The sequence below is a fragment of the Rhodoferax sp. LS1P39 genome (assembly GCF_056521425.1).
The window spans coordinates 48,879-74,424 of sequence record NZ_JBWMAV010000014.1 but is presented as its reverse complement, the minus strand read 5'-3'; the positions used below and the strand labels follow the sequence as shown (position 1 = coordinate 74,424).

General features: G+C 63.3%; 27 protein-coding genes. 2 read left to right on the top strand and 25 right to left on the bottom strand.

Annotated elements, in window-relative coordinates:
- Positions 1 to 59: 59 nt before the first annotated feature.
- Positions 60 to 746: an ABC transporter ATP-binding protein gene (locus AC097O_RS19275; RefSeq protein ID WP_479594478.1), complete on the bottom strand. Its 687-nt coding sequence runs from the start codon at positions 744 to 746 to the stop codon at positions 60 to 62.
- Between the two features lie 15 nt (positions 747 to 761).
- Between AC097O_RS19275 and AC097O_RS19270 the strand changes: the two genes are divergently transcribed.
- Complete coding sequence (locus tag AC097O_RS19270) at positions 762 to 1,385, top strand: arylesterase (RefSeq protein WP_479594477.1); 624 nt, start codon at positions 762 to 764, stop codon at positions 1,383 to 1,385.
- Between the two features lie 15 nt (positions 1,386 to 1,400).
- On the opposite strand, the gene AC097O_RS19265 is transcribed toward AC097O_RS19270, so the two are convergent.
- The 22 genes from AC097O_RS19265 to AC097O_RS19160 form a co-directional block, all read right to left on the bottom strand.
- Positions 1,401 to 1,571 (bottom strand): hypothetical protein, encoded by a 171-nt coding sequence (locus AC097O_RS19265; RefSeq protein WP_315241485.1) that lies wholly within the window; start codon positions 1,569 to 1,571, stop codon positions 1,401 to 1,403.
- 32 nt (positions 1,572 to 1,603) lie between these two features.
- Positions 1,604 to 2,812: a PLP-dependent transferase gene (locus tag AC097O_RS19260; protein ID WP_479594476.1), complete on the bottom strand. Its 1,209-nt coding sequence runs from the start codon at positions 2,810 to 2,812 to the stop codon at positions 1,604 to 1,606.
- A gap of 23 nt (positions 2,813 to 2,835) precedes the next feature.
- A complete protein-coding gene (locus tag AC097O_RS19255) occupies positions 2,836 to 3,360 on the bottom strand; it encodes a phosphoribosyltransferase (protein WP_479594475.1) in 525 nt (174 codons plus the stop codon).
- 75 nt (positions 3,361 to 3,435) lie between these two features.
- Positions 3,436 to 4,776: an adenylosuccinate synthase gene (locus tag AC097O_RS19250; protein ID WP_479594474.1), complete on the bottom strand. Its 1,341-nt coding sequence runs from the start codon at positions 4,774 to 4,776 to the stop codon at positions 3,436 to 3,438.
- Between the two features lie 13 nt (positions 4,777 to 4,789).
- Entirely contained in the window at positions 4,790 to 5,938 is a 1,149-nt protein-coding gene (locus tag AC097O_RS19245; RefSeq protein WP_479594473.1) for an ATP phosphoribosyltransferase regulatory subunit, read from the bottom strand.
- A gap of 93 nt (positions 5,939 to 6,031) precedes the next feature.
- Positions 6,032 to 6,226 carry a DUF2065 family protein gene (locus AC097O_RS19240; protein WP_315189064.1) on the bottom strand — a complete coding sequence of 65 codons (195 nt, stop codon included), beginning with the start codon at positions 6,224 to 6,226 and terminating at the stop codon, positions 6,032 to 6,034.
- A gap of 2 nt (positions 6,227 to 6,228) precedes the next feature.
- A complete protein-coding gene (gene hflC / locus AC097O_RS19235; protein WP_479594472.1) occupies positions 6,229 to 7,140 on the bottom strand; it encodes a protease modulator HflC in 912 nt (303 codons plus the stop codon).
- A gap of 9 nt (positions 7,141 to 7,149) precedes the next feature.
- Positions 7,150 to 8,517: an FtsH protease activity modulator HflK gene (gene hflK / locus AC097O_RS19230; protein ID WP_479594471.1), complete on the bottom strand. Its 1,368-nt coding sequence runs from the start codon at positions 8,515 to 8,517 to the stop codon at positions 7,150 to 7,152.
- A 20-nt stretch (positions 8,518 to 8,537) separates the two neighbouring features.
- The gene (gene hflX, locus AC097O_RS19225; protein WP_479594470.1) at positions 8,538 to 9,707 is read right to left on the bottom strand and encodes a GTPase HflX; all 1,170 of its coding nucleotides are present in this window, start codon (positions 9,705 to 9,707) and stop codon (positions 8,538 to 8,540) included.
- 105 nt (positions 9,708 to 9,812) lie between these two features.
- Complete coding sequence (hfq, locus tag AC097O_RS19220) at positions 9,813 to 10,067, bottom strand: RNA chaperone Hfq (RefSeq protein ID WP_295955116.1); 255 nt, start codon at positions 10,065 to 10,067, stop codon at positions 9,813 to 9,815.
- Between the two features lie 104 nt (positions 10,068 to 10,171).
- Positions 10,172 to 11,512: a ribosome biogenesis GTPase Der gene (der, locus tag AC097O_RS19215; RefSeq protein WP_315189075.1), complete on the bottom strand. Its 1,341-nt coding sequence runs from the start codon at positions 11,510 to 11,512 to the stop codon at positions 10,172 to 10,174.
- Between the two features lie 30 nt (positions 11,513 to 11,542).
- The gene (gene bamB, locus AC097O_RS19210) at positions 11,543 to 12,670 is read right to left on the bottom strand and encodes an outer membrane protein assembly factor BamB (protein ID WP_479594469.1); all 1,128 of its coding nucleotides are present in this window, start codon (positions 12,668 to 12,670) and stop codon (positions 11,543 to 11,545) included.
- Between the two features lie 8 nt (positions 12,671 to 12,678).
- The gene (locus tag AC097O_RS19205) at positions 12,679 to 13,377 is read right to left on the bottom strand and encodes a YfgM family protein (RefSeq protein WP_479594468.1); all 699 of its coding nucleotides are present in this window, start codon (positions 13,375 to 13,377) and stop codon (positions 12,679 to 12,681) included.
- Positions 13,378 to 13,395: 18 nt separating this feature from the next.
- Entirely contained in the window at positions 13,396 to 14,679 is a 1,284-nt protein-coding gene (hisS, locus tag AC097O_RS19200; RefSeq protein WP_479594467.1) for a histidine--tRNA ligase, read from the bottom strand.
- Positions 14,680 to 14,760: 81 nt separating this feature from the next.
- Positions 14,761 to 16,038 (bottom strand): flavodoxin-dependent (E)-4-hydroxy-3-methylbut-2-enyl-diphosphate synthase, encoded by a 1,278-nt coding sequence (gene ispG, locus AC097O_RS19195; RefSeq protein WP_479594466.1) that lies wholly within the window; start codon positions 16,036 to 16,038, stop codon positions 14,761 to 14,763.
- Positions 16,038 to 16,847: a helix-turn-helix domain-containing protein gene (locus AC097O_RS19190; protein ID WP_479594465.1), complete on the bottom strand. Its 810-nt coding sequence runs from the start codon at positions 16,845 to 16,847 to the stop codon at positions 16,038 to 16,040. The genes ispG and AC097O_RS19190 overlap by 1 nt, the downstream gene beginning before the upstream one ends.
- Before the next feature lie 19 nt (positions 16,848 to 16,866).
- Positions 16,867 to 17,736, bottom strand: a complete 870-nt coding sequence (gene pilW, locus AC097O_RS19185; protein ID WP_479594464.1) for a type IV pilus biogenesis/stability protein PilW — start codon at positions 17,734 to 17,736, stop codon at positions 16,867 to 16,869.
- A gap of 3 nt (positions 17,737 to 17,739) precedes the next feature.
- Positions 17,740 to 18,888, bottom strand: a complete 1,149-nt coding sequence (gene rlmN / locus AC097O_RS19180; RefSeq protein ID WP_479594463.1) for a dual-specificity RNA methyltransferase RlmN — start codon at positions 18,886 to 18,888, stop codon at positions 17,740 to 17,742.
- A 15-nt stretch (positions 18,889 to 18,903) separates the two neighbouring features.
- The gene (ndk, locus tag AC097O_RS19175) at positions 18,904 to 19,332 is read right to left on the bottom strand and encodes a nucleoside-diphosphate kinase (RefSeq protein ID WP_315189103.1); all 429 of its coding nucleotides are present in this window, start codon (positions 19,330 to 19,332) and stop codon (positions 18,904 to 18,906) included.
- Positions 19,333 to 19,472: 140 nt separating this feature from the next.
- On the bottom strand, positions 19,473 to 20,741 hold the full coding sequence (locus AC097O_RS19170; protein WP_479594462.1) for a pseudouridine synthase: 1,269 nt from the start codon (positions 20,739 to 20,741) through the stop codon (positions 19,473 to 19,475).
- Positions 20,728 to 21,369, bottom strand: coding sequence for an SMC-Scp complex subunit ScpB (gene scpB, locus AC097O_RS19165; RefSeq protein WP_479594461.1), 642 nt, complete (start codon positions 21,367 to 21,369; stop codon positions 20,728 to 20,730). The genes AC097O_RS19170 and scpB overlap by 14 nt, the downstream gene beginning before the upstream one ends.
- Positions 21,370 to 21,515: 146 nt before the next feature.
- On the bottom strand, positions 21,516 to 22,508 hold the full coding sequence (locus tag AC097O_RS19160; protein WP_479594553.1) for an RluA family pseudouridine synthase: 993 nt from the start codon (positions 22,506 to 22,508) through the stop codon (positions 21,516 to 21,518).
- 32 nt (positions 22,509 to 22,540) lie between these two features.
- Here AC097O_RS19160 and AC097O_RS19155 point away from each other — a divergent pair, with 32 nt between their 5' ends.
- Positions 22,541 to 23,347: an outer membrane protein assembly factor BamD gene (locus AC097O_RS19155; protein ID WP_315189108.1), complete on the top strand. Its 807-nt coding sequence runs from the start codon at positions 22,541 to 22,543 to the stop codon at positions 23,345 to 23,347.
- On the opposite strand, the gene AC097O_RS19150 is transcribed toward AC097O_RS19155, so the two are convergent.
- Both AC097O_RS19150 and AC097O_RS19145 read right to left on the bottom strand, forming a co-directional pair.
- On the bottom strand, positions 23,310 to 25,328 hold the full coding sequence (locus AC097O_RS19150) for an ATP-dependent DNA helicase (RefSeq protein ID WP_479594460.1): 2,019 nt from the start codon (positions 25,326 to 25,328) through the stop codon (positions 23,310 to 23,312). The two genes, AC097O_RS19155 and AC097O_RS19150, sit on opposite strands and share 38 nt — an antisense overlap.
- Positions 25,328 to 25,531: a YdcH family protein gene (locus tag AC097O_RS19145; protein ID WP_315189113.1), complete on the bottom strand. Its 204-nt coding sequence runs from the start codon at positions 25,529 to 25,531 to the stop codon at positions 25,328 to 25,330. The genes AC097O_RS19150 and AC097O_RS19145 overlap by 1 nt, the downstream gene beginning before the upstream one ends.
- Positions 25,532 to 25,546: the final 15 nt, after the last annotated feature.

Genomic DNA, 25,546 nt, shown 5'->3' with positions numbered 1-25,546 from the left:
CGTTTTTAAGAGCTTGTCACGCCGATGGAATAAGCGCTAGAGGCCGATTTCTTATAAATTCAAATGCGGGCAATCTGGCCCGCTTCGATGGTGATACGGCGCTCGCACTGGGCGGCAATGCCCCGGTCGTGGGTCACCAGCACCAGGGTCGTGCCCTGCTCGCGGTTCAGGGTGAACATCAGCTCCATCACCTTTTCGCCGGTGGCAAAGTCCAGGCTGCCAGTGGGCTCGTCGGCCAGCAGCACGGCGGGCTGGACCACAAAGGCCCGCGCCAGGGCCACACGCTGCTGCTCGCCGCCGCTGAGCAGCTTAGGGTAATGGCCCAGGCGCTGCCCCAGACCCACACGCTCCAGCATCTCGGTGGCGGCTTTGCGGGCATCCTTGCGGGCCGCCAGCTCCAGCGGCAGCATCACATTTTCTAGCGCGGTCAAGTTGCCCATGAGCTGGAAGCTCTGGAACACAAAACCCATCTTTTGTGCCCGCACGGCAGCGCGCTGATCTTCCGACAAGGCAAAAATGTCCTGCCCGGCCACGCGCACCGTGCCCTGGGTGGGCGTGTCCAGCCCGGCAATGATGGACAGCAGTGTGCTTTTGCCCGACCCGGACGCGCCGACAATGGCCACAGTCTCCCTGGGCGCGAGTGAGAAATCGATATCGCGCAAAATGGCCAGCGAACCGGTGGAATCCGTGACGGATTTGGAGATGTGTTCTACCGCAATGACGGCACCGGTGGACAGAGTTGGCATGAAAGGCTTTGAGTTTTGAAACGTAGACACTTTATCGCGGCAGCGACCCTGGCCGTGGCTGTAGGGGCATCGGCCGCCCAAACTCCCTCTATTTTGGTCGTCGGCGACAGTCTGAGCGCCGAGTACGGCCTGGCCCGTGGCACCGGCTGGGTAGCCTTGCTCGAAAAGCGCCTGGCCCTTGAAAAAATCACCGCCACGGTGCACAACGCCAGCATCAGCGGCGACACCACCCCCGGCGGACGCGCCCGCCTGCCCGCTCTGCTGCGCAGCGTGCAGCCCAGTGTGGTGGTGATTGAGCTGGGGGGCAACGATGCCTTGCGCGGCCTGCCTTTGCAGGGCACGGAAGACAACCTGCGCAACATGACCAAAGCGGCCCAAAAAGCCGGGGCCAAGGTGCTGCTGGTGGGCATGCAGGTGCCGCCCAATTACGGGCGCGACTACGCCGACCGCTTCAGTAGCCTGTTTGCCAAGGTTGCCAAAGGGGAAAAAGCCGCGCTGGTGCCGTTTCTGTTGAAAGGCGTGGCGGATGGGCCGGATGCAGCCAAACTGTTCCAGCCGGACCGCATCCACCCCAAGGCGGATGCGCATCCTGTAATGCTGGACAACGTGTGGCCGGAGCTGAAGAAGCTGTTGAAGTAACCAGAAGTCCCGAAATCAGGATTCCGTGGGTGCCTCGGGCGGCTGACCGTCTGCCGGGGTGCTGCCATCCTCGGGCGCATGCTCGTCGTGCTTGCGTTCGCTTTTGGATTTGAGCTTGTCCTCTTTCTTCTTCTTCTTGGCCAGCTCTTTTTGGCGCTTTTCGTATCCGTAATTAGGTGTTGCCAAGGTCTTCTTCTTTCAAATAGTGTGCAGCCACTTTAACAGCTTGCAACCAGGGTTTGAAGGGCTTGGGCCAAGTCGGCTTGCAGATCCTGCACCGACTCCAAACCCACCGCAAACCTCACCAGCGTGCCTTGTGCCACGCCCGCAGGCCACGACTTGCGCATGCTGGCCAGCTCATACGGCACCACCAGGCTCATGGGGCCGCCCCAGCTATAGCCAATCTTGAAAAGCTGCAAGGCATCGCAGAACGCATCGACCTGCGCGGACGCGTATTTGGCATCCAGCACCACACTGAACAAGCCCGCTGCCGCATCGCTGCGGCACAGCGTCAGCCAGTGCGCATGCCCTGGCGAGTCGGGCAAGGACGGGTGCAGCACCTGGGCAAATGCGGGTTGCTGCGCGCACCAGCGCGCCAAAGTGCGGGTAGCGGCATCGTGTGCGTGGTAGCGCAAAGCCATGCTGGACAGCGAGCGCAGCACCAGCTCGGCATCGTTGGCCCCCACGGCCAACCCCAGGTGCATGTGGGTGCGCTGGATCTTGCGGTGCAAGGCCGGGTCGCGGGTGATAACGCTGCCCATCAGCACGTCGCCGCCGCCGCTGGGGTATTTGGTCAGCGCATGCGCCGAGATATCCACGCCCAGCGCCGGGCTGGTGCCGGGCAGCAGATCGAACGGGTTGAAGGCCAGGCCTGCGCCCCAGGTGTTGTCGAGCGCACAGACCACGCCCCGGTCACGGCAGATGCGCACCAGGGCGGGCAGATCGGGGAACTCCAGCGTGACCGAACCGGCAGCTTCAACCCAGACCAGCCGGGTGGAGTCGGTGATTTTGGCGGCCAGATCGGCCGGGTCCATCGCGTCGTACACCTGGGTGCTGATGCCCCAGCGCGCCAACTGCCCATCGGCAAACGACTTGTTGGGGCCGTAGACGTTGTCGGGCACCAGCATGCTGTCGCCGGTCTTGAGCAGGGCCAGGGCCACGTTGGCAATCGCCGTGAGTCCGCTGGGCACCAGCAGGCAGTAGGTGCCGCCTTCCAGCGAACACAAACGCTCTTCCAGCTGGTAGGTGGTGGGCGTGCCGTGCAGGCCGTAGGTGAAGGCGGATTTGTCTTTCCAATTGCGTTCGCGCATGGCGGCGACGCTGGGGAAGATGACGGTGGAGGCCTTGAAAACCCCTGGCTGCGGGGCCGCAAAATCGGCCGGTGGCTGGTAGGGGTGGTGGATGAGTTGGGTGGTCAGGTCAGGCAAACAACATCTCCGTCAAACATGCATCAAAGTTTCCACTTTTCCATCAATTGCTCGGGGCGCATGGCATCGTAGCCTTCGAAAGGCTGGTGGATCCACGGGTTGGTGGGCAAAAATTCCACCGAGTAGTCGGGGGTGAACACCGAGACCGCCTTGGTCCAGACCACGGCGCTGCGCAGCTCGGTGATGGGCGGGTAGTTGGTCTTGAGTTGCTCGATTACCGAGCGCAGGGTGTGGCCCGTGTCTGCAAGATCATCCACCAGCAGCACTTTGCCGGCAATTTCGCCCTTGGGCGTGGTGATGAAACGGGCAATGTCCAGCGTGCCCTGCTGCTTGCCGGCATCTGCGCGGTAGGAGCTGGTGGACATGATGGCCAGCGGCTTGTCGAAGATGCGCGACAGCACGTCGCCCGGGCGCAAACCACCGCGCGCCAGGCACAGGATGGTGTCGAACTGCCAACCCGACTGGTGCACCTTGATGGCCAGCTTTTCGATCAGGTTGTGGTACTCGTCATAACTCACGTACAGGTGTTTACCGTCTTCTGTCAACATGGGAACTACTCCTGAAACTATAGCTACTCGCATAGGCACTGATTGCGGTGAGTGCCTATTTTTTATAAATCTGGCTTAGGCCTTGTAGGGGTGCTTCAGCAGGATGGTGTGGTCCCGGTCCGGGCTGGTGGACACCATCGCAATGGGCACGCCGGTCACCTGCTCGATGCGGCTGAGGTAACGCTTGGCGTTGACCGGGAGCTTGTCATAGTCGGTGACACCCACGGTGGAATCGGTCCAGCCGTCGATGGCCTCGTACACCGGCACGCAGCGGGCAATGTCGTCTGCGCCCATGGGCAGGATGTCGATCAATTCGCCGTCCAGCATGTAGCCGGTGCAGAGTTGCAGCACGTCGATGCCGTCCAGCACGTCCAGCTTGGTGATGCACAGGCCACTCAGGCCATTGACCTGGGCGCTGCGCTTGAGCAGGGCCGCGTCGAACCAGCCACAACGGCGGCTGCGGCCGGTGGTCACGCCTTTTTCAGCGCCGATGGTGCTCATGTGGTAGCCGGGGGTGCCAGGTTCTTCCCATGCCAGTTCGGTGGGGAACGGGCCGCCGCCTACGCGGGTGCAATACGCCTTGGTGATACCCAGGATGTAGTGCAACATGCCCGGGCCTACGCCGGAGCCCGCCGCCGCGTTACCGGCCACGCAGTTGCTGGAGGTAACGTACGGGTAGGTGCCGTGGTCCACGTCGAGCAGCGTGCCCTGCGCGCCTTCAAACAGCAGGTTGGCGCCCGCTGCGTGGGCATCGTTGAGCTCACGCGACACGTCGGCCATCATGGGCTTGAGCAGCTCGGCGTGGCGCATGGACTCGGCGTAGACCGTGTCGAAATCGATGGCTGGGGCATGCAGGAACTGGGTCAGCACGAAGTTGTGCAGTTCCAGCAGTTCGCGCAGCTTGGTAGCAAAGCGCTCGGGGTATTTCAAATCCTGCACACGCAGGGCGCGGCGGGCGATTTTGTCCTCATACGCCGGGCCGATGCCGCGGCCCGTGGTGCCGATCTTCTCGGTGCCGCCTTTTTCGCGCAGGCATTCCCGGGCGATGTCGATGGCCGCATGGAACGGCAAGATCAGCGGGCAGGCTTCGCTGATGCGCAGGCGCGAGCGCACTTCCACACCGGCTTTTTCCAGGCCTTCGATTTCTTCGAACAGCTTGGCGGCCGACAGCACTACGCCGTTACCGATGTAGCACTTCACACCCGCACGCATGATGCCGCTGGGGATCAGGTGCAAAGCGGTCTTCACACCGTTGATGACCAGCGTGTGGCCGGCATTGTGGCCGCCCTGGAAGCGCACCACGCCCTGGGCGCTCTCGGTGAGCCAGTCGACCAGCTTGCCTTTACCTTCGTCGCCCCACTGTGTGCCAACGACGACGACATTGCGACCAGGGACTAAATTGTTTTGGGTGTTCATCTCGGGAATTTTCTTAAATAGCTTGCACGATCCACTGGCCCGCAGCTTGGGTCAGCATGCGGTCGCAATGGAATTCATCAACTTCACTCTCGTGGCCCGGCAGTACGCAGACCACGGTTTCGCCCTGGGCCCGCAGCGCGGCAATGGCGCTGCGCAAATCTGCCCCATGGCCCCAGGGCGCACGGATCGCAGCCCGCAGCGGACGCGGACCTACCGCCCCTACCACCTGCTTCAGGTCCAGGCTAAAGCCCACTGCCGGGCGGTTGCGGCCAAACACCGCACCCACTTCGTCATAACGGCCACCACGCACCAGGGCATCACTGGCGCCTTGCGCGTAAATCGCAAAACGGGCACCGCTGTAGTAGGCGTAGCCGCGCAGGTCGGCCAGGTCGAACGTCACTGGCGTACCCATCAGCTGGGCCGACAGCCACTGCAGGTCGCGCAGGGCGGCCTGGATGGCGGGCAAGGCGGGCAGCACGCGCTCGGCGGTCTGCAGGATGCTGGCATCGCCGTAGAGCTGGACCAGGGCCAGCACACCATCGCGCGACGCTTTGGGGAAATCCTGGCACAGGCTGGCGAGCTCGGTCGCGTCCTTGTTGGCCAGCGCGGCGTGCACGCGTGCCAAGTGCTCAAATGAGAGCCCCAGATCGGCCAGCAGTGCCCGGGCAATACGGGCATCGCCCATGTCCACGCTCAGGCCCTGCACATTGGCAGCCTGCAGGCAATCCAGCGAGAGTTGCAGAATTTCCAGATCGGCTTCCAGCCCGGCGTGGCCGTAGATTTCGGCCCCGAGCTGTAGCGGCTCGCGGGTGGCGTGCGGACGGTCGGGGCGGGTATGCACCACCGGGCCGCAGTAGCACAGGCGCGTGACACCCTGGCGGTTGAGCAAATGGGCATCGATGCGGGCGACCTGGGGTGTGGTGTCGGCCCGCAAACCCATCATGCGACCCGAGAGCTGGTCTACCAGTTTGAAAGTTTGCAGGTCCAGCGCTTGGGCGTTGCCGGTGAGCAAGGATTCCAGGTGCTCCAACAGCGGCGGCATGACCAGTTCATAGCCATAGCCACGGGCGGCATCGAGCAGGGCGCGACGCAGTTCTTCGATGTGCCGAGCCTCGGAAGGCAGAACATCGGCAATGTGATCCGGGAGGACCCAAGCAGACATGGAGTTTTGGGAGGCTGTTAAAAAAGAGATTTTACCGGGCTTGGAAGCCGATAAAACGGGGGCCGGGTTTAACGTGAAAGTTAGAACCCGTTCCTAAGACACGAACCACAGCAAGAGCAAGCCTGCCAGGATGCTGCACAGGCCGAAAAACCGCAACTGCCCGTCCTGCAAGGCCAGCATCTGCTGGAACATGCGCCGCCAGCCGCCCGGTGACAGAAAGGGCAGCAGCCCCTCTATCACCAGCACCAGGGCCAGGGCGGCCCAGAGGCTATTGCCAGCGTCTTCCAAGATTATTTCTTGGCGGGTGCAGCCGCCGCGTTTGCGGCGTTGCCACCGCCGCGCATGGCTTTGAAGAAGTCGGAGGATGGGTCGAGCACCATCACATCGCTCTTCTTGTTGAAGCTGGACTTGTAGGCATCCAGGCTGCGATAAAACTGTGCAAATTGGGCATCTTTGCCAAACGACTCTGCGTACAGGCGGGAAGCTTCAGCATCGCCCTCACCCTTGATTTTTTGCGCATCGCGGTAGGCGTTGGCAATCGTCACCTCGCGCTGCTTGTCGGCATCGGCGCGAATTTTTTCACCTTCGGCTGCACCCGTAGAGCGCAACTCGTTGGCTACACGCTTGCGCTCGGCTTCCATGCGGCGGTACACCGACTCGGTAATGGCCTCGACATAATCAACGCGGGTAATGCGAACATCCACCACATCCACACCCCAGGGCTTGGCCCCGCGCACGGCCTCCAGAACCTCACGCTTCACGTCGGCCATCAGAACTTCGCGCTTGAGCGACAGCAGATCCTTGACGGTGTGTTTGTTGACTTCTTCCTGGAAGGCATTGCGCACCACCCGGTTGAGCTGGTTGGCACCGGCATTTTCGTCCAGGCCTACATTGCGGATGTACTCCGACGGAGCCGCAATGCGCCAGCGTACGTACCAGTCAATCACTACGCGCTGCTTCTCGGCAGTCAGCATGGGTTCGGCATCGGTGCTGTCCAGTGTCAACAGGCGCTTATCGAGATAGCTGACATTCTGGAAAGGCGGCGGCAGCTTGAAGTTCAGCCCCGGCTCGGTGATCACTTCCTTGATCTGGCCCAGCGCATAGACCACGCCAAACTGGCGCTGGTCCACCACAAACAACATGGAACTCATCAGTGCCAGCAGCACCAACAAAGACGATCCAATAAAACCAATTCTGTTCAAAGCATTCTCCTAGCGTACGTCGCGGTCACGCGAGCGCGAAACATCGCGCGAACGGGCATCATTGGACAAAGAAACGGGTGCGGCAGGTACTACCGGCACGGCAGCGTCAGCAGCCGCAGGCGTTGCAGCGCCCGTTTGGCCCGACATCTGCATGATCTTGTCCAGGGGCAGGTACAGCAGATTGGAGCCCTGGCGCGAATCCACCAGCACCTTGGTCACGTTGCCGTAGACCTGCTGCATGGTGTCCAGGTACATGCGGTCACGGGTGACCTGCGGGGCTTTCTGGTATTCGGTCAGCACCGAGCGGAAGCGCTGGGCATCACCGTCGGCCTGGGCCACGATGCGGGCCTTGTAGGCTTCGGACTCTTCCTTCAGGCGCGAAGCGGAACCCACAGCGCGTGGCACCACGTCATTGGCGTAGGCTTGGGCGTCGTTTTTGGCGCGTTCGCGCTCTTGGCCGGCCTTCAAAACATCGTCGAAAGCCGCTTGCACTTGCTCTGGCGGACGCACACCGCTTTGCTGCATGTTGATACCCACCACTTCAATGCCGACCTTGTAGCGGTCCAGAATGGTTTGCATCAAGGTGCGCACGCGGGGGCCGATCTGGTCGCGTTCGTCGGCCAGCGCCGAATCCATCTTCATCTTGCCCACCACTTCGCGCACGGCGGTTTCAGCCGCCTGCACCACGGCTCCGGTCGGGTCCTTGCTCTCGAACAGGAATGCACGGGCATCGCTCAAACGGTACTGCACGGCAAACTTGATTTCGACGATGTTTTCATCCTGGGTCAGCATGGCCGATTCGCGCAAGCCGGTGGCCTTGATGATGGAGTCACGACCCACATCGACCGAACGGATCTGCGTCACAAACACCAGTTCATGGCGCTGGATAGGGTACGGCAGACGCCAGTTGAAACCCGCACCCGCAGTGGATTTGTACTTGCCAAACTGGGTAATCACCGCCTGCTGGCCTTCCTGCACGATGAAGAAGCCCGTGCCCAGCCAGATCAGCACCACGACAGCTGCGATCAGGCCCATGCCGATACCGGCACTCTTCATATCCGGCTGAAAGCCCCCACCGGAGCCGCCATTGCCACCACCGTTGTTGCTGCCGTTCGGGCGCTGGCCACCCTTGGCACCACCAAACAGGCCGCCCAGCTTGCGGTTGAAATCGCGCCACAGTTCGTCCAGATCAGGCGGTCCCTGGTTCGGCCCCTGGCCTTTGTTGGGCGTATTTTTGGCGGGTTCGTCCGGCTTGGGGGTGCCGTCGGCATCGGGCTTGTCATCGCCACGGCCCCAGCGGGGGTCGTTCAGATTGAACATGCCCCGGATGCGACCAGGCAAAGCGGCCAGATTGAAGGCCCGTAAGTTGAGATTCATTCGCGCAAGTCTCTTGGTTGTCATTCGTCTATTGTGCCCAATCGGGCAGCATCCTCATGCTGTTCAGGGGATTGGGCCGTGGCATCGGCGATCGGCAATTTGGCGATGGCCAGTTCGGCCAGCTTCAAACGCAGCGCGGGCAAACCCTCGCCGCTCTGGGCACTCAAAAATATCCGGGGCACCGGCTGACCGTCCACCTCGAACATGTCCTGCAGTTGGAGCGGCCAGCGGGCTTTATCAAGGGCATCCAGCTTGTTAAATACCAGCAGCTGCGGCACATCGGCCGCGCCAATCTCGCGCAGCACCAGGGCCACTTCGGCCATTTGCTCGGGGAAATTCGGGTTGGATGCGTCCACCACGTGCAGCAGCAGGTCGGCATCGGCTGCCTCTTGCAGCGTGGCGCGAAAGGCATCCACCAGGCCGTGCGGCAGGTCGCGGATGAAACCCACGGTATCTGACAGCGACACGGACCGACCGGCCTCGCCCAGGTAGAGCTGGCGTGTGGTGGTGTCCAGCGTGGCAAACAACTGGTCGGCGGTGTAGGCGCGGGCCTTCACCAAGGCATTGAACAGCGTGGACTTGCCCGCATTGGTGTAACCCACCAGGGAGATGGTGAAGGCATCGCGGCGCGCACGTTGGCGGCGCTGGGTGCTGCGCTGCTTCACCACTTTGGCCAGCCGCTCTTTGGTGCGCTTGATGGATTCGCCCAGCATGCGGCGGTCCAGCTCGATCTGCTTCTCGCCCGGGCCGCCGCGCATGCCGATACCGCCGCTTTGCCGCTCCAGATGCGACCAGCGCCGCACCAGCCGGGTGCTCAGGTACTGCAGCCGCGCCAGCTCGACCTGCAATTTGCCTTCATGGCTGCGGGCGCGTTGGGCGAAGATGGTCAGGATCAGCATGGTCCGGTCGTTGACCGGCAGCTCGCAATGGCGCTCCAGGTTGCGTTGCTGGGCGGGACTCAGGCTTTGGTCGAACAAAATCTCGGTCGCGCCATGCATTTGCGCTAAAAGCTTGATTTCGTCGGCCTTGCCGCTACCGACAAACAGGGCCGCATCGGGCGCCTGGCGCTTGCAGGTGATGCGGGCCACGACGCGCATGCCAGCGGTGTCGGCCAGCAAGCCGAGCTCTTCGAGCTCTTTGTCAAAATGGGGAGTGCCTAGATCAACGCCGACCAGAACGGCCAGCGGCATGTCAGGGGTATCAGCAGAACTCAAATCGGAAACCGGTAAGGGAAAGAGGCTGAGGTGGGTCGGATACCGCGCGGGCATCCGACCACCAAAAGACGTGCCTGCGAATCAAGCCGCTGGCTCTGCCGCCGTCGTGTCGTCTGCAGCCGAGAAGTTGACTGCGCGACCGGGGACGATGGTGGAGATGGCGTGCTTGTAGACCATTTGGGTCACGGTGTTGCGCAACAGCACAACATATTGGTCAAAAGACTCAATTTGCCCCTGGAGCTTGATGCCGTTGACGAGGTAAATCGACACGGGTACATGCTCACGGCGCAAGGTATTGAGAAATGGGTCTTGAAGAAGCTGCCCTTTATTGCTCACGATATTCTCCGTGTTGTGAAGAGGTTGAAGAAGGTGTGGACCTTACCACAGCGTTACCAGCGCTTACCCTGAAATTAGGGAAGCCCCCATTGATTTGCGGAGACTCAGTCGTCCTTGTCTGAGTACGGGTTGGCCGCCGACTTCATCTGTATACGCAGCGGCGTACCAGTCAGGTTGAAAGCCTTGCGGAAGCGCCCTTCCAGGAAGCGCTTGTAGGCCTCGGTCACATGCTCCAGCGAATTGCCGTGGATGATGATGATGGGCGGATTCATGCCGCCCTGGTGGGCGTAGCGCAGTTTGGGGCGGAACATACCGGCGCGCTGCGGGCTCTGGAACGCCGTGGCTTCCAGCAGCAGACGGGTCAGCACCGGGGTGGACATCTTGCACATGGCCGCCTGGTGGGCTTGCAGAATCGAGGCCCACAGCGGACCCAGACCCTGGCGCTTGATGGCCGAGATGAAGTGCATGGAGGCAAACTTCAAGAACGCCAGGCGCGTCTCGATGGAGCGCATCACCAGTTGGCGCTGGTAGGCATCCACCGCGTCCCACTTGTTGATGGCCAGCACCACCGAGCGGCCGCTTTCCAGGATGTAGCCCGCAATGTGGGCATCTTGGTCGGTCACGCCCTGGGTGGCATCGATCAGCAGCAGCACCACGTGGCAGGTTTCAATCGCCTGCAAGGTCTTGACCACCGAGAACTTCTCGATGGCTTCAAAAACCTTGCCCTTGCGGCGCAAACCTGCGGTGTCGATCAGCTCAAACTTGTGGCCGTTGCGCTCAAACGGCACGCTGATGGCATCGCGGGTGGTGCCGGGCATGTCGAAGGCGACCAGGCGCTCTTCGCCCAGCCAGGTGTTGATCAGGGTGGACTTGCCCACATTCGGGCGGCCCGCCACAGCCAGCTTGGTAACACCGATGTCTTCGGCCTCAGCTTCTTCGTCTGGGTCGGCCAGGTTCAAGGGGGCCAGCGCCAGGTCGACCAGGTCGCGGATGCCCTGGCCGTGCGCGGCAGAAATAGGGTACACCGCGCCCAGGCCCAGCTCGTAGAACTCGATCAGCTGGTGGCCTTCGGTCATGCCCTCGGCCTTGTTGGCCGTCAAAATGCAGGGCTTGCCCAGGCGGCGCAGGTATTTGGCGATGTCGTGGTCCTGGGCCGACAGGCCGCCCCGGGCATCGACCACAAAAATCACCACATCGGCTTCGGCCACGGCCTGGCGGGTCTGCTTGGCCATCTCTTTGTAGATGCCACTGTCGGCATCCGGCTCGAAACCGCCAGTGTCGATGACGATGTATTCGTGCTTGCCCTGGCGGCCATTGCCGTAATGGCGGTCGCGGGTCAGGCCCGCAAAGTCCGCCACGATCGCATCACGCGTCTTGGTCAGGCGGTTAAAAAGGGTGGATTTGCCCACATTGGGGCGACCGACTAAGGCCAAAACTGGTTTCATAGGATGGCGCAGATCGGCTGACGCAAATAGTTATTCAGGCTGGAAGCCAAAAACACCGCCGTTGTGGGTCACCACAACAACCGTGTTGCCCGCAAGCACGGGATCGGCCGCGATGGCAGAGCCGTCGGTGGACACACGGGTCAAGGCTGACCCGTCTTCGCGGGACAGGAAATGTACCAGACCCGTGCCGTCACCCACCGCCACCGAGCGGCCCACGGCCAGCGGGGCCGACAAAGTGCGGTAGCGCAGGCGCTCTGAAGACCAGAGGCGTTCGCCGTCGGTACGGTTCCAGGCCACCACACGGCCATCGCCTTCGGTGCCAAAGACGGCGGTGTCGTTGCCGCCCACGCCTTCCGAGGCCACGGCAGGCTTGGTCCACAGCAAGCGGCCCGACTGGGCATCTACGCAACCTACCGCCGACTGGAACGCACGGGCGCACACCACATTGCCGACGCGGCTGACGCTGCCGACCAAGTCCACCAGGCGTTCGACTTCGTTGGTGCCTCGCGGCGCGGCAATCGCAGCTTCCCAGCGGGTGCTGCCATTGGCCGGGTTCATGCCCACCAGGCGGCCCGACATACCGGCCACCAGCGAGTCGCCCACCGCCATCAGCACGCTGGACTGGCCCAGCACCAGGGCCTCGCCGGTGCGCTGCTGGTTCCACAGTCGGCGGCCGGTCTGGCCGTCAAACGCGGTAACCGAACGGTCTGCCGCCAGCAGGAACACGCGGCCACCGGCTACCAGCGGTGCGGTATAGGTTTGCGCGCCCAGGCGCTGGCGCCACAGTACGCGGCCGGCTTCCAGCGCCACCACTTCGTTGTCGCGGGTGACCACGGCGGTGACTTTGCCATCGCTGCCCACGCCTGCCGACAAAGGTGTGCCCACCGAGGCCCGCCACAGCTCGCGGCCCGTGGCGCTATCCAGTGCCAGCAGCGTGCCATTGTTGCTGGCCACCGCCACCGTGTTGCCGCTGACGCTGGTGGTCAGCGGGAAGCTGACATCGCCCAGCTTGGCACTCCAGGCTTGGCGCACGCCCAGCAAGGACACATTGGCGGGCAGATCAACCGGTTTGGGCTTGTCCGGAGTGCTGGAGCACGCAGCCAGGGCCGCTATCAAAAAACTAGCTGCTGACGCTCGCAGAATAAGCACAGAAGGCATATTTTTCATTATTTTTTGATTTCTACAGTGACAGGGCTGGCGGCGGTGACCACAGGCGCGGCAGGACGGGGGTCCACACCCAGGCTGTTGAGCTTGATTTCCACGATGCGGCGGTAATCGTCGCGTTCATCCAGACCGGCATAGGCGGTTTTGTACTGGGCAATCGCCTCGGCTTTTTTGTCTTGAAGCGCAAACACATCACCCTTGCGGTCGGCCACCAGGGGCTCGAACTCTTTCGGGAAGCTGCCAGACAACTGCTTCATGGCCTCGTCGTACGCCTTGGATTCCAGCAGCACGCTGGCCAGGCGCAGGCGCGCCACAGGCTGGTAGCCATCGTCGGACGACTGCTCGGCCACCCAGGTCAGTGCCGCCTTGCTGGCATCGGCATTGCCTTTTTCAAACAGGGTTTTGGCGGCCAGCAGACCGGCCTGCTGGGCAAAGGTGGTGCGGCCAAACTTGTCTTTCATGTCGGCGAAGGCGCGCTCGACCTTGGCGACATCGCCCGCCTTGGCGGCGCGGTCTACCTCGTCATACAGGGCGGCGGCCTGGGCGGACTGGCTGCGCTGCCAGTACTGGTAGCCGTTCCAGCCCGCAAACCCGGCCAGCACCACGATCAGCACCCAGGTGATCAGGTTGCCGAAACGGTTCCAGAAGGCTTTGAGTTCGTCAAGCTGTTCTTGTTCTTCAAGGTCGAGTTGGTTTGCCATATGTGTCTGTAGTCGGATTTACGATTGTAGGGCGGGGCCCCAAGCGGCCACGTCGGCGAGGGCTTGGGTGGTTTGCACCCCGCTGCCGTCGCGCAGAGATTTCACCAGCACCAGGTTTTGCGCCAGCTCGTCGGCACCAAAAATCAGCGCGTAGCGGGCACCGCTGCTGTCGGCCTTCTTGAGCTGCGACTTCATGCTGCCCATGCCCTCACTGGCACCCGCGTGCATCTGCACCTGCACACCGGCGCGGCGCAGGGCCTGGATGGTTTGCAGGGCCACCGGCAAAGCGGCGGCATCGGGCACCACGGCGTAGGCATCGGCCACCAGTGCGGGCAGCTCTGCGCCCTGCTCCTTGATGAGTTCGAGCACGCGCTCGATGCCCATGCCCCAGCCCACCGCCGGGGTGGGTTTGCCGCCCAGCAGCTCGAACAGGCCGTCGTAGCGCCCTCCTCCGCACAGCGTGCCCTGGGCACCCAGCTCGTCGGTGATGAACTCGAACACGGTGTGGCTGTAGTAGTCCAGGCCACGCACCAGGCGCGGGTTGATGCTCCACTGCACACCGCAGGCGGTGAGCAAGCTTTGCACGGTGTCCAGATGCTTGCGCGAGGCATCGCCCAGGTAGCTGAGCAGCTGCGGTGCGTCTTGCACCATGGCCTGCATGGCGGGGTTCTTGGTGTCCAGGATACGCAGCGGGTTGGTCAGCAGGCGGCGCTGGGCATCGGCATCCAGCAGCTCCCGGTGCTGCTCGAAGTAGGTTATCAGCGCGGCACGGTGGGCCTGGCGCTCGGCGGGCACGCCCAGGCTGTTTATCTCGACCCGCACATTGCGCAAACCCACACCGGCCAGCACGTCGTTGGCCAGCAGCATCAGCTCGGCATCCACCTCGGGACCGGCAAAGCCCAGGGCCTCGGCACCGAGCTGGTAGAACTGGCGGTAACGGCCACGCTGGGGCCGCTCGTGGCGGAACATCGGGCCCATGTAGTACAGGCGCTTGCCACCGTCGTAGGTGAGGTTGTGCTGGATGGCGGCGCGCACCACGCCGGGGGTGTTTTCGGGGCGCAGGGTGAGCTGCTCGCCGTTCAAGCGGTCTTCAAAGGAGTACATCTCCTTCTCAACAATGTCGGTGGTTTCGCCGGTGCCGCGCACAAACAGGGCGGTGGGTTCGACGATGGGCGTGCGGACCATGCGGTAGGCCGAGCGCGCCATCTGCGTGCGCACCTTGTCTTCCAGCCATTCCCAACGCGCAGAGTCGGGTGGCAGTATGTCGTTCATGCCTTTGACGGCATTGATTTTATCAGCCATAAATCTCGTTACTATAATTTTTATAGCTGCTAGCGCTTATCGAATAAGCGCTAGCAGCCGATTTTTTATAAATTTCCGGGCCTAGGCCACGGCAGGGCTACCGAAGCGCTTGGCGATATAGTTTTCCACAATCACCTGGAAGTCCTGGGCGATGTTGTCGCCGCGCAGGGTGACGCTTTTCTCGCCGTCGATGTAGACCGGCGCGGCGGGCGCTTCACCGGTGCCGGGCAGGCTGATGCCGATGTCGGCATGCTTGCTCTCGCCGGGGCCATTGACGATGCAGCCCATCACCGCGACCTTCATGGCCTCGACACCGGGGTACTGCTCGCGCCAGACGGGCATCTGCGCGCGCAGAAAATCGTCGATCTGCTTGGTCAATTCCTGGAAGGTGGTGCTGGTGGTACGGCCACAGCCGGGGCAGGCGGTGACGCTGGGCACAAAGCTGCGCAGACCCAAGGATTGCAGAATCTCGGATGCGATCACCACTTCTTGCGTACGCGCTTCGCCGGGCTGGGGCGTGAGCGAAACGCGGATGGTGTCGCCGATACCTTCTTGCAGCAGCACGGCCAGGGCGGCGCTGGAGGCGACGGTACCCTTGGTGCCCATACCGGCCTCGGTCAGGCCCAGGTGCAGGGCGTAGCGGCAGCGCTGCGCCAGCCCGCGGTAGACCGAGATCAGGTCCTGCACGCCGCTGACCTTGCACGACAGAATGATTTGCTCGGGTGGCAAGCCCATGGTTTCGGCCAGGCGGGCCGATTCGATGGCCGAGGTGATCAACGCCTGGTACATCACCGGCTTGGCATCCCAGGGCACCGCGCGGCGGCTGTTTTCGTCCATCAAACCGGCCAGCAGTTCCTGGTCCAGGCTGCCCCAGTTCACGCCGATGCGCACGGCTTTTTTCCAGCGCACCGCGGCTTCGATCATCTGGCCGAACTGGCGGTCGCGCTTGTCGCCCTTGCCCACGTTGCCGGGGTTGATGCGGTATTTGGACAAGGCTTCGGCGCAGGCCGGGAAGTCGGTCAGCAGGCGGTGGCCGTTGTAGTGGAAGTCGCCGACCAGGGGCACGTCGATGCCCATGCGGTCGAGTTGCTCGCGGATGTAGGGCACGGCCTGGGCGGCTTCGGGGGTGTTGACGGTGATGCGCACCATCTCCGAGCCCGCCAGCGCCAGCTCTTTGACCTGGATGGCGGTGCCGATGGCATCCACCGTATCGGTATTGGTCATGGACTGCACCCGTACCGGGGCATCGCCGCCCACGGTGACGTCACGGGCACCCCAGCGCACATGGGCCTGGTAGGTGTTGCGCACGCGGGGTGCGGCCGCGTCGATGGGGGTGGAAAAGTCCAGAGCTGGATGCATCACTTCACCTCGAAACGGGCGACACGGTCTTTGGGGAAAGCCGCCATGTCAAAGGGCTGACCACGCACTTGCAACTGCACGGCATCCACGCGCCCCACCACCACGGCCATGGGGAAGGCACCGGTCACTTCCACGGTTTCACCGGCCTTGAGGGTGCGGCCCACGCCGACCACGCCTTTGGCATCGGTCACCTTGACCCAGGACTCGGCCTGGGCCGTCAACGATACGCCCTGCATTGCGGGCACCGCCGCAGCCACAGGCTCTACCGGTAAGGCTGCAGGCACCGGCTCGGACACCACCGCCATGGGCAGCGGCGGCGCCACGGGTTCGGTGGCTTCCGCGCCGGGAGCCAGCACGGCCAACGCGTCCGGGTTGGCATCGGGTGATTTGGGCCAGAGCACCACGGCCACAGCGGCGACCAGCAAGGCCGCCACTGCCAGCACCGACGGGTTCAGCATCTGCGCGCGGAACGACAGGCGCGGGCCCGAGCCTTCGGGGCGGTACGGCGTATTGACCGACGGGGCCACCGCACCCAGGCGCGACATGCCAGTGGCCGGAAAATGCGCCAGCACCGGAGCGGGGTCGATCTTGAGCGAGCGGCACACGCTGGCGGCCAGCGCCCGCGCAAAGGTCAGGTCGGGCAGCAGGTCGATGCGACCGGCTTCCAGGGCTTCCAGCTTGTTCACCGGCACCTTCAGCGACACGGCCAGGGCGGCCACATGCAGGCCCGTGGCTTCGCGCGCCTGGCGCAGCAAATGCCCGGCCTCTATGGCGGAAGCGGCGTTATCGGTTGCCGGGTTCTGTGCCATTCCCTCTTGCCCCACTGGCTCACTCATCAAATGCCCCTCTGTCATATGCGGCCAGCTCACGCGATTGGCCAAAACGTTTTCTCAATTGCTCCACCAGTTGCAGCATGGCTTCGCGGTTTTCCATGCGGCGCTCGACCTTGATGCCCAGCCACAGGGACTCGGCATTGGCCAGCTCGGAATTGTTCAGGCGGCGGATGTAGAACTGCGCCCGCAGCCACTCGCCGCGCTGGTACAGCAGGTTCGACAGGTTGTAAGCAATGATGGGGTTACCCGCGTCCAGCTCGTAGGCGCGGGCCAGGTTACGCTCGGCCTCGGGCAGCAGTCCAGCGCGTTGCTGGCACAGGCCCTGGGCCATCCAGGTCTTGGAACGGGCACCGTAGGTGGGGTTGGCCAGCGCCTGCTCGAACATCTGGATCGACTCGGGGTAGCGGCCCTGCTGGCACATCAGCCAGCCGTAGTTGTGCAAGGTGTTGGGTTCGCGGGCGTTGGTGGCCAGCGCGCGGCGAAAGCTGTCTTCGGCCAGGCGCAGGTCGTTGAGCCGCATGTAAATCAGGCCGCGCAGGTTGTAGGCATCGGAAAACGACGGGTCGATCGCCAGCGCCTGCTTGAGCTCGTCCAGGGCCACGGTGGTCTGGCCCTGCTCAAAATAGGCCACGGCGAGCTGCATACGGGTGCGGGCCCGCTTGCGGGCCTCGGGCTCGTCCGAATCGGTAAGCAGTTCGCCCTGCGACAGCGGCGTGGGTGTGGCCCGGGGTGAGGGCGTGGTCACGGTGCTGCTGTTGGCTGTGCTGGTGGTGGTGGTCGTGGTGGTACAGGCCTGCAAACCGGCCAACAGCGAAAGACCCGCCAACAGCCGGACCAGCACCGCAGTGCACAGATTTTTTTGCATGCCTCAAGCCCCTTTGGAGTCGTCTGCCACGGCCGGAACCTGCGCCATCATCACCACCCGTTGCTGCGCCATGCGCTTGACGACCTGGGTGCGGTCTTTCACGTCGCCTGCGAGCTGTCCGCAGGCAGCATCGATATCGTCGCCCCGGGTCTTGCGCACCGTGGTGATGATGCCTGCATCGCTGAGCATCTTGGCAAACGCCGTGACCCGGGCCATGGGCGAGCGCAGCAGACCGGAGGCCGGGAAGGGGTTGAACGGAATCAGGTTGAACTTGCACCACACGCCGGGCTGGCGGTACTGTTGCACCAGGGCAATCAGCTGCTGGGCGTGCTCGGGCTGGTCGTTCACGCCGTCCAGCATGCAGTATTCAAAGGTGATGAAGTCGCGTGGCGCATGCGCCAGGTAGCGGTTGCAGGACTCGAGCAACTCGGCCAGCGGGTACTTTTTGTTCAGCGGCACCAGGTTGTCGCGCAGCGCATCGTTGGGTGCGTGCAGCGATACGGCCAAGGCGACGGGGCAGTCCAGGCCTAGCCGGTCGATCATGGGCACCACACCCGAGGTAGACACCGTGACCCGGCGGCGCGACAGGCCGTAGCCGTGGTCGTCCAGCATCACCTTCAGGGCGGGCACCAGGGCGTTGTAATTCTGCAAGGGCTCGCCCATGCCCATCATCACCACATTGGAGATGACGCGTTCAGAGGTATTGAGGTGCTTGCGCAGGAAATGTTCGGCAAACCAGAGCTGCGCAACGATTTCACCGGTGGTGAGGTTGCGGCTGAAGCCTTGGTGGCCGGTAGAGCAAAAGCGGCAGCCCACGGCACAGCCCGCCTGGGACGACACACACAATGTGCCCCGGTCGCTTTCGGGGATGAAAACCGCTTCGACGGCGTTGCCGTCGCCCACATCGAACAGCCACTTGATGGTGCCGTCGGTGGATGCGTGCTGGCTGATGAGCGGCAGGCCCTGTACATGGGCACTGGTGGCCAGCTTGTTGCGCAAGGACTTGGCCAGATCGCTCATCTGCTCGAAATCGGTGGCTCCACGTTGGTGGATCCAGCGGAACAGCTGGGTGGCGCGGAAGCGCTTTTCACCGAGCCGTTCGCAAAACGCGGCCAAGCCGTCGAGGTCAAAGTCGAGCAGGTTGGCCGTCATTGCATGAATCGCTGGTTACTTGGCAGCGTAAACGTTCATACCGGCAAAGAAGAAGGCGATTTCTTGCTTGGCGGTATCGGCAGCGTCGGAGCCGTGCACGGCGTTGGCATCGATGCTGTCAGCGAAGTCGGCGCGGATGGTGCCCGCATCGGCCTTCTTGGGGTCGGTAGCGCCCATCAGGTCGCGGTTCTTCAGGATGGCGTTCTCGCCTTCCAGGGCCTGGATCATCACCGGGCCGGAGATCATGAACTCAACCAGGTCCTTGAAGAAAGGACGGGCAGCGTGCACAGCGTAGAAAGCTTCGGCTTCGCCGCGCGACAGGTGGGCCATGCGGGCAGCGATGACCTTCAGGCCAGCGGCTTCAAAACGGGCGTAGATCTGGCCGATGACGTTCTTGGCGACAGCGTCAGGCTTGATGATGGAGAGAGTGCGTTCGATTGCCATGGTTTTTCCTATGAGGTTCAAAAATTGGGTTTTATGGTAATTTTGCCTACTGAGCAAAGCCTGCGAGTTTAACCCGGCAGCATGTCCTCTTTACGAATAGGCCGCCGTGGTGTAAGCGATTGCGGTACCGGGCGGGGTACTTAACGGTTACGGCCTCCGCTGCGGCCGCCATTGCCACCACCTCCGTTACCACCACTGCCGCCACGGCGTGGCCCACCCTGGTTCGGCTCCTTGCGCTGGCGCGCCAGGCTGTCGCCTCCGATGTAGCCCAGCGAGGTTTTCATCGGATCGGGTTGGCCGCCCGTGTCTTTGCGCACCGGGCCACGGCCTTTGCCGCCGATCTGGTTGGTCATCAGCGGGTTCGGTGCCATGGGTGCATTGGCACCCGATGGGCGCGGGCCGCGGCCCCCGGTGTTGCGGCCACCGCGGGTACGGTTGGGCGCTTCACGTTTATCCAGGGGATTCGGCGGGCGGTGGCTGGGCGCACGGGCCTGGCGGGGTACTTCGTCGAACTCGCCTGCCGGGGCCTTGTTGGCCGCCCGGACCAGGGCCTGGATGTCGCGCTCGTCCAGCTCCATCCAACCACCGCGCTTAAGGCCGCGCGGCAAGAGCATGGCACCGTAACGGATACGGATGAGTCGGCTCACCGCGTGGCCCACGGCTTCCAGCATGCGGCGGACTTCGCGGTTGCGGCCTTCGGAAATGGTAACGCGGTACCAGCAGTTGGAACCCTCGCCGCCGCCTTCTTCGATGCTGCCAAACGAGGCCATGCCGTCATCCAACTTGACACCGTCGAGCAGGCGCTGCTTTTCTTCCTTGTTCAAAGCGCCCAGCACGCGCACTGCGTACTCCCGCTCCAGGCCAAAACGCGGGTGCATCAGCTGGTTGGCCAGCTCGCCCGAGCTGGTGAACAGCAGCAGGCCTTCGGTGTTCAAATCCAGCCGACCGACCGACTGCCACTTGCCCTGGTACAGCTTGGGCAGGCGGCGGAACACGGTGGGGCGGTTTTGCGGGTCGTCGTTGGTGACCACTTCGCCGACGGGCTTGTGGTACGCAATCACACGGGCGGGCGGCGGCTCGATGCGGAAACGCACCGGCTTGCCATTGACCTTGACCGAGTCGCCAAACTGCACGCGCTGGCCGATGTGGGCGGGTTCGTTATTGACCGAGATACGGCCTTCCAAGATGAGCTGCTCCATTTCCAGGCGCGAACCCATGCCGGCCTGGGCCAGCACCTTGTGCAGCTTGGGGCTTTCGGCCTGGGGCAGCAGAACCCGTTTGGCAGGTGCCAGGTCCGGCACCTCTTCGTCGGCATCGAACTGGCCCGACACCACGTCCAGAAAGCGGTTGCCCTCCTCGGTCGTCACAACGGGAGGGGGCAGCGGCAAGGAGTCGTCAGGGGTGTTCATGGGGTATCTCGGTTATCGGGGCCTCCACCGTCTCGGCGGAGCCCTCAGGGGAAATCGGAAAAATAGGGCCGGGCTCTTCGGTACGGGTCAGCGATGCCAGCAACTCGGCACGCTGCACAGGGTCGTCGGCCACTGGCAATTGGTCCAGCGAAGCCAAGCCCAAATCGTCCAGAAACTGGCGGGTGGTGGCAAACAAGGCCGGGCGGCCCACGGTTTCGCGGTGGCCAATCACCTCGATCCAGCCCCGGTCTTCCAGCTGCTTGATGATCATGGCGCTGATGGTGACACCGCGGATTTCTTCCATGTCGCCCCGTGTGGCGGGCTGGCGGTAGGCAATGATGGCCAGGGTCTCCAGCGTGGCGCGACTGTAACGCGGCGGCTTTTCAGGGTGCAGCCGGTCCAGGTACTCGCGCATCTCGGGGCGGCTCTGGAAACGCCAGCCGCTGGCGACCTGCACCAGCTCCACACTGCGCTGGGCCCAATCGTTTTGCAGGTCCTGCAACAGCGCCTTTACGGTATCGGCACCCAGCGCGTCGTCAAACAGCACGCGCATATCGCGCACAGGCAAGGGCTGCTGCGCGCAAATCAGCGCAGCTTCGAGGACGCGCTTGGCCTCTGCCGTGTTCATGGTGTTTCAATATTCCGGGAAAACATGCCTGGTCGGCACAAAATCGATGGCGTGGGTTTCAGATTGCAGCCAGCCCTGAACGCAATGTGCAGGGTGTCGCAAAAACCGGCGAGCGTCAGAACTACTGCCTGAGCTTCAAAACGCTTTTAGCCATTGTAACTGAGGCCCCAGTCGGCCAGTGCAGCGCGCATGTCGGTGGGCAAGGGCGCATGGAATTTCAAGGCCTCGCCGGTCACAGGGTGCACAAACGCCAGTTGGGTCGCGTGCAAGGCCTGCCGCGCCAGCCCCGCCGCCGGGGTGCCGCCGTACACCGTGTCGCCCACCAGGGGATGCCCGGCAGAAGCCATGTGCACCCGGATCTGGTGGGTGCGGCCAGTATGCAATGTGCAGCGCACCAAACAGCCCTGGTCGAAGTTGTGCAGCAGGGCGATATCGGTGCGGGCGGTTTTGCCACCCTGCGTCGCCAGGTCCACCACCGCCATGCGCAGCCGGTTGCGCGGGTCGCGGCCAATCGGTAGCTCAACGCTGCGGTGGGCCGAACCGGTCCAGGGCTTGTGCGCCAGGGCCAGGTATTGGCGGCTCACCTCGCGCGCGGCGATCAGGGCTACCAAGGCATCCATGGCAGCCCGGGTGCGCGCCACCACCATCAGGCCGCTGGTGTCTTTGTCCAGCCGGTGCACGATGCCTGCGCGGGGCAGCACCTGGGCCTGCACATCGCGCGCCAATAGGCCGTTGAGCAGGGTACCGCTCCAGTTGCCCGGTGCCGGGTGCACCACCAGCCCGGCGGGTTTGTGGATGACACGCAGGTGTTCGTCCTCAAACACCACGTCCAGCGCCATGGCCTCGGGTTTGAAAGCCTGGCTTTGCAAGGTGGGGCGCAACTCGATGGTGCCCACCTCGCCCGCCCGCACCTTGGCCGACGGCTTGGTGGCCAGGCGGCCCTGCAGGGTCACCGCCCCCGACTCAATCAGCTGCTGCAGATAGCTGCGTGAGAACTCCGGCACCAGGTCGACCAGCGCGCGGTCCAGCCGTCCGCCGTGCTGTGCTTCGGTGATGGTGAGAGGACGCAGCTCGCTCTCAAGGACAGAATCAAGGCCGGGTTCGGCCAGCTCTTCGCCTGCAGGGTCGGTCGATATAATCAAATCGCTTAGTTTCAAGAAAGTAGCCAGTGATGTTTCGTTCTAGATTATCGGTGTTCCCCAGCCTCTTGGCGGTAGGTATTGCGGCGCTCCTGTCGGCCTGCGCTACGGTGGAAGCAGACAAGACCATTGGTTGGAGCCCGAACAAGATTTATTCGGAAGCCAAGGACGAAATGAACTCCGGGTCTTTCGACAAGGCTGTGAGCCTGTTTGAAAAACTCGAAGGCCGCGCCGCAGGTACGCCGCTGGCCCAGCAAGCGCAGCTGGAAAAAGCCTATGCCCACTACAAGACAGGCGACAAGGCCCAGGCGCTGGCCACGCTGGACCGCTTCCTCAAACTCCACCCGTCCAGCTCCGCGCTGGACTACGCGCTGTACCTCAAGGGCATCATCAACTTCAACGAAGATCTGGGCCTGTTTTCGTTTCTGAGCCGCCAGGACCTGTCCGAACGCGACCAAAAGGCCGCCAAGGAATCGTTTGAAGCGTTCAAGGAATTGAGCACCCGCTTCCCCGACTCGCGCTACACCTCCGATGCCCGCCAACGCATGGTGTACATCGTGAATTCGCTGGGCAAGTACGAAGTGCATGTGGCGCGCTACTACTACAGCCGGGGTGCCTATGTGGCCGCCATCAACCGGGCCCAGGCCACCTTGGCGGATTACAGCAACGTGCCCGCCGTGGAAGAAGCCTTGTACATCATGGTCAAGTCGTACGAAGCACTGGGCATGACGCAGTTGCGCGACGACACCCAGCGGGTGTTGGCCATGAACTTCCCGAACAGCCAGTACACCGCCAACGGCTTCAAGGCCAAGGATTCGCCGTGGTGGAAGATTTGGTAACCGGGCCCAAGCCCTCCAGGGCTTGCTGAAACTCATCTTCGGTTTTCAGCACCCGCATGGGCGGTAACGCCGCCCGAATGCGTTTGCCATACCCCATACCCACCAGCCGGGTGTCGCAGACCACCAGCACCCCCCGGTCGGATTCATGCCGTATCAGGCGGCCCGCGCCCTGCTTCAACGCCACGGCGGCCTCAGGCACAAAATAGTCCATGAAGGGGCTGCCACCTTCGGCCTCGATGCGCTGGGTGCGCGCCTCCACCACCGGGTCGTTGGGTGCCGGAAACGGCAGCTTGTCGATGATGACCAGCTGCAGCATCTCGCCCGGCACATCCACCCCCTCCCAAAATGAGGCCGATGCCACCAGCACACAACCCGGTTTGCCGTCCGCGCTGCCCTGGCGCAAACGCTCCATCAGGCGTCGCTTGGGCCATTGCCCCTGCACCAGTACCTCGATCTCCGCGCTGCCCGCAAATGTGGCCTGCAGGTTGTCGCCAATGGTGCGCAAAGCCCGCAGCGAGGTGGTCAGCACCATGGTGCGCCCACCCAGTTGCCGGGCCGCTTCGGTGGCCAATGCAGCGACCTGCGCGCTATGCGACGGGTCGCTGGGCTTGGGCAGATGGCGCGGCACGTACAGCGCGGCCTGGCTGGCGTAGTCAAACGGACTCTCCACCCGCAGGCAGGTGGCATCCTGCAGACCGCAGCGCTCGGTAAACCAGGCTAGGCGCGCATCGTCGCCCAAGGTGGCCGAGGTGAACACCCAGGACTTGGCCTGCGCCCCCTCGGTGGGGGCCAACAAGCGGGTTTGCACCGCGTGGGCGATATCCAGTGGCGATTCGGTCAGGCGCAATTGCTGGCCCACGTCCAGCCAGCGCACCGATGCCGCATCACAAACTTCGGCAAACTGCTGCACGCGTTCAGACAAGCCCACGGCGCGGGCATGCAGGCGCACAAAGTCGGGGGCCAACTCGGTCACCGTGTCCAGTGCCAGGATCGCCTGCCGCAAGGCCGCGACTACATCGGCCATGGCATCGCTCCACAAGGCCTCCGGCACGCCATTGGGTGCCACACCCGACCAGCGCAACTTGCTGCCCGCAGGCAGCTTGCCGACCACCAGGCGCAGCTCGCGTACCGCCCGTTCCAGCTTCAACACCACCTCTTGCCAGTCCACCAGGCCCCGCGCCTGCTGCAAACCCGCGGCCAATACGTCGCGCGCAAAATCCAGCCATTGACCGGTGCTGAGGTGGGTGCCCAAAAACTGCACCCCGGTCTCGTTGAGCTGGTGCGCCTCGTCAAAAATGGCAATGCGGGCCGTGGGCAGCAGCTCGGCCATGCCGGACTCGCGCACCGCCAGATCGGCAAAAAAAACGTGGTGGTTCAGCACCACCACATCGGCTGCCAGCGCCTCGCGCCGGGCCAGATTGACATGGCAGGCACGGAACTGCGGGCATTGCGCGCCCAGGCAGTTTTCGCGGGTGGACGTGACCAGCGGCACCAGGGGCGAGTGCTCGTCCAGATCCGACAGCTCGGCTAAATCCCCACTGCGGGTGGCCTGCGCCCACTGCTCGATATGGGCCAGGGTTTGCAGCACAGGCCGCTCGAAATGGTGCTGGTCGGAGCGCGCCTGGCCCAGGCGATGCAGGCACAGATAACTGCCACGACCCTTGAGCAGCGCGGTACGCAACGGCAAGCCCAAGGCCGTCAACAAACCAGGCAAATCGCGGCCAAAAAGCTGGTCCTGCAGGGTCTTGGTGGCGGTCGACAGCAGCACCCGTTCGCCGCTGAGCAGTGCGGGCACCAGGTAGGCAAAGGTCTTGCCGACCCCGGTACCGGCCTCCACCACCAGCACCCCGCCCTCCTCTATGGTGCGGCCAATCGCCAAGGCCATATCCAGTTGCCCTTGCCGGGGCTGGATGTGTTCGGCCGTGCGGGCCAGCGCGCCCTGCGGCGCAAACGCCTCGCGCACCTGGCTTTGCAGGTCCATCAGGCGGGCTCTTTGGGGTCTAGGGCGATTTCCAGCCGTGAAATCCTGTCGCGCAGGGCTAGGCGGCGTTTTTTTAGGCGCTGCAACATCAGTTCGTCCAGCGGCTTGTGCTCGACCAGGTAGTCGATCGTAGCGTCCAGGTCGGCGTGCTCCATGCGCAGCTCGATCAGTTGGCGTTCAGGGGAATGGAGATTGGCAGTCAAGGCAGTGGTGTCGGT

Excerpts from the sequence above, each read along its gene's own strand:
- AC097O_RS19155 (WP_315189108.1), top strand. The coding sequence starts at position 22,541 with ATGTTTCGTTCTAGATTATCGGTGTTCCCCAGCCTCTTGGCGGTAGGT.
- scpB (WP_479594461.1), bottom strand. The coding sequence starts at position 21,369 with ATGAACACGGCAGAGGCCAAGCGCGTCCTCGAAGCTGCGCTGATTTGC.
- AC097O_RS19150 (WP_479594460.1), bottom strand. The coding sequence starts at position 25,328 with ATGGACCTGCAAAGCCAGGTGCGCGAGGCGTTTGCGCCGCAGGGCGCG.
- hisS (WP_479594467.1), bottom strand. The coding sequence starts at position 14,679 with ATGGCTGATAAAATCAATGCCGTCAAAGGCATGAACGACATACTGCCA.
- AC097O_RS19275 (WP_479594478.1), bottom strand. The coding sequence starts at position 746 with ATGCCAACTCTGTCCACCGGTGCCGTCATTGCGGTAGAACACATCTCC.
- AC097O_RS19245 (WP_479594473.1), bottom strand. The coding sequence starts at position 5,938 with ATGTCTGCTTGGGTCCTCCCGGATCACATTGCCGATGTTCTGCCTTCC.
- AC097O_RS19170 (WP_479594462.1), bottom strand. The coding sequence starts at position 20,741 with ATGAACACCCCTGACGACTCCTTGCCGCTGCCCCCTCCCGTTGTGACG.
- pilW (WP_479594464.1), bottom strand. The coding sequence starts at position 17,736 with ATGCAAAAAAATCTGTGCACTGCGGTGCTGGTCCGGCTGTTGGCGGGT.
- ispG (WP_479594466.1), bottom strand. The coding sequence starts at position 16,038 with ATGCATCCAGCTCTGGACTTTTCCACCCCCATCGACGCGGCCGCACCC.
- bamB (WP_479594469.1), bottom strand. The coding sequence starts at position 12,670 with ATGCCTTCTGTGCTTATTCTGCGAGCGTCAGCAGCTAGTTTTTTGATA.
- hflX (WP_479594470.1), bottom strand. The coding sequence starts at position 9,707 with ATGCCGCTGGCCGTTCTGGTCGGCGTTGATCTAGGCACTCCCCATTTT.
- rlmN (WP_479594463.1), bottom strand. The coding sequence starts at position 18,888 with ATGACGGCCAACCTGCTCGACTTTGACCTCGACGGCTTGGCCGCGTTT.
- AC097O_RS19255 (WP_479594475.1), bottom strand. The coding sequence starts at position 3,360 with ATGTTGACAGAAGACGGTAAACACCTGTACGTGAGTTATGACGAGTAC.
- AC097O_RS19205 (WP_479594468.1), bottom strand. The coding sequence starts at position 13,377 with ATGGCAAACCAACTCGACCTTGAAGAACAAGAACAGCTTGACGAACTC.
- hflK (WP_479594471.1), bottom strand. The coding sequence starts at position 8,517 with ATGAATCTCAACTTACGGGCCTTCAATCTGGCCGCTTTGCCTGGTCGC.
- ndk (WP_315189103.1), bottom strand. The coding sequence starts at position 19,332 with ATGGCAATCGAACGCACTCTCTCCATCATCAAGCCTGACGCTGTCGCC.
- AC097O_RS19190 (WP_479594465.1), bottom strand. The coding sequence starts at position 16,847 with ATGGCACAGAACCCGGCAACCGATAACGCCGCTTCCGCCATAGAGGCC.
- der (WP_315189075.1), bottom strand. The coding sequence starts at position 11,512 with ATGAAACCAGTTTTGGCCTTAGTCGGTCGCCCCAATGTGGGCAAATCC.
- AC097O_RS19250 (WP_479594474.1), bottom strand. The coding sequence starts at position 4,776 with ATGAACACCCAAAACAATTTAGTCCCTGGTCGCAATGTCGTCGTCGTT.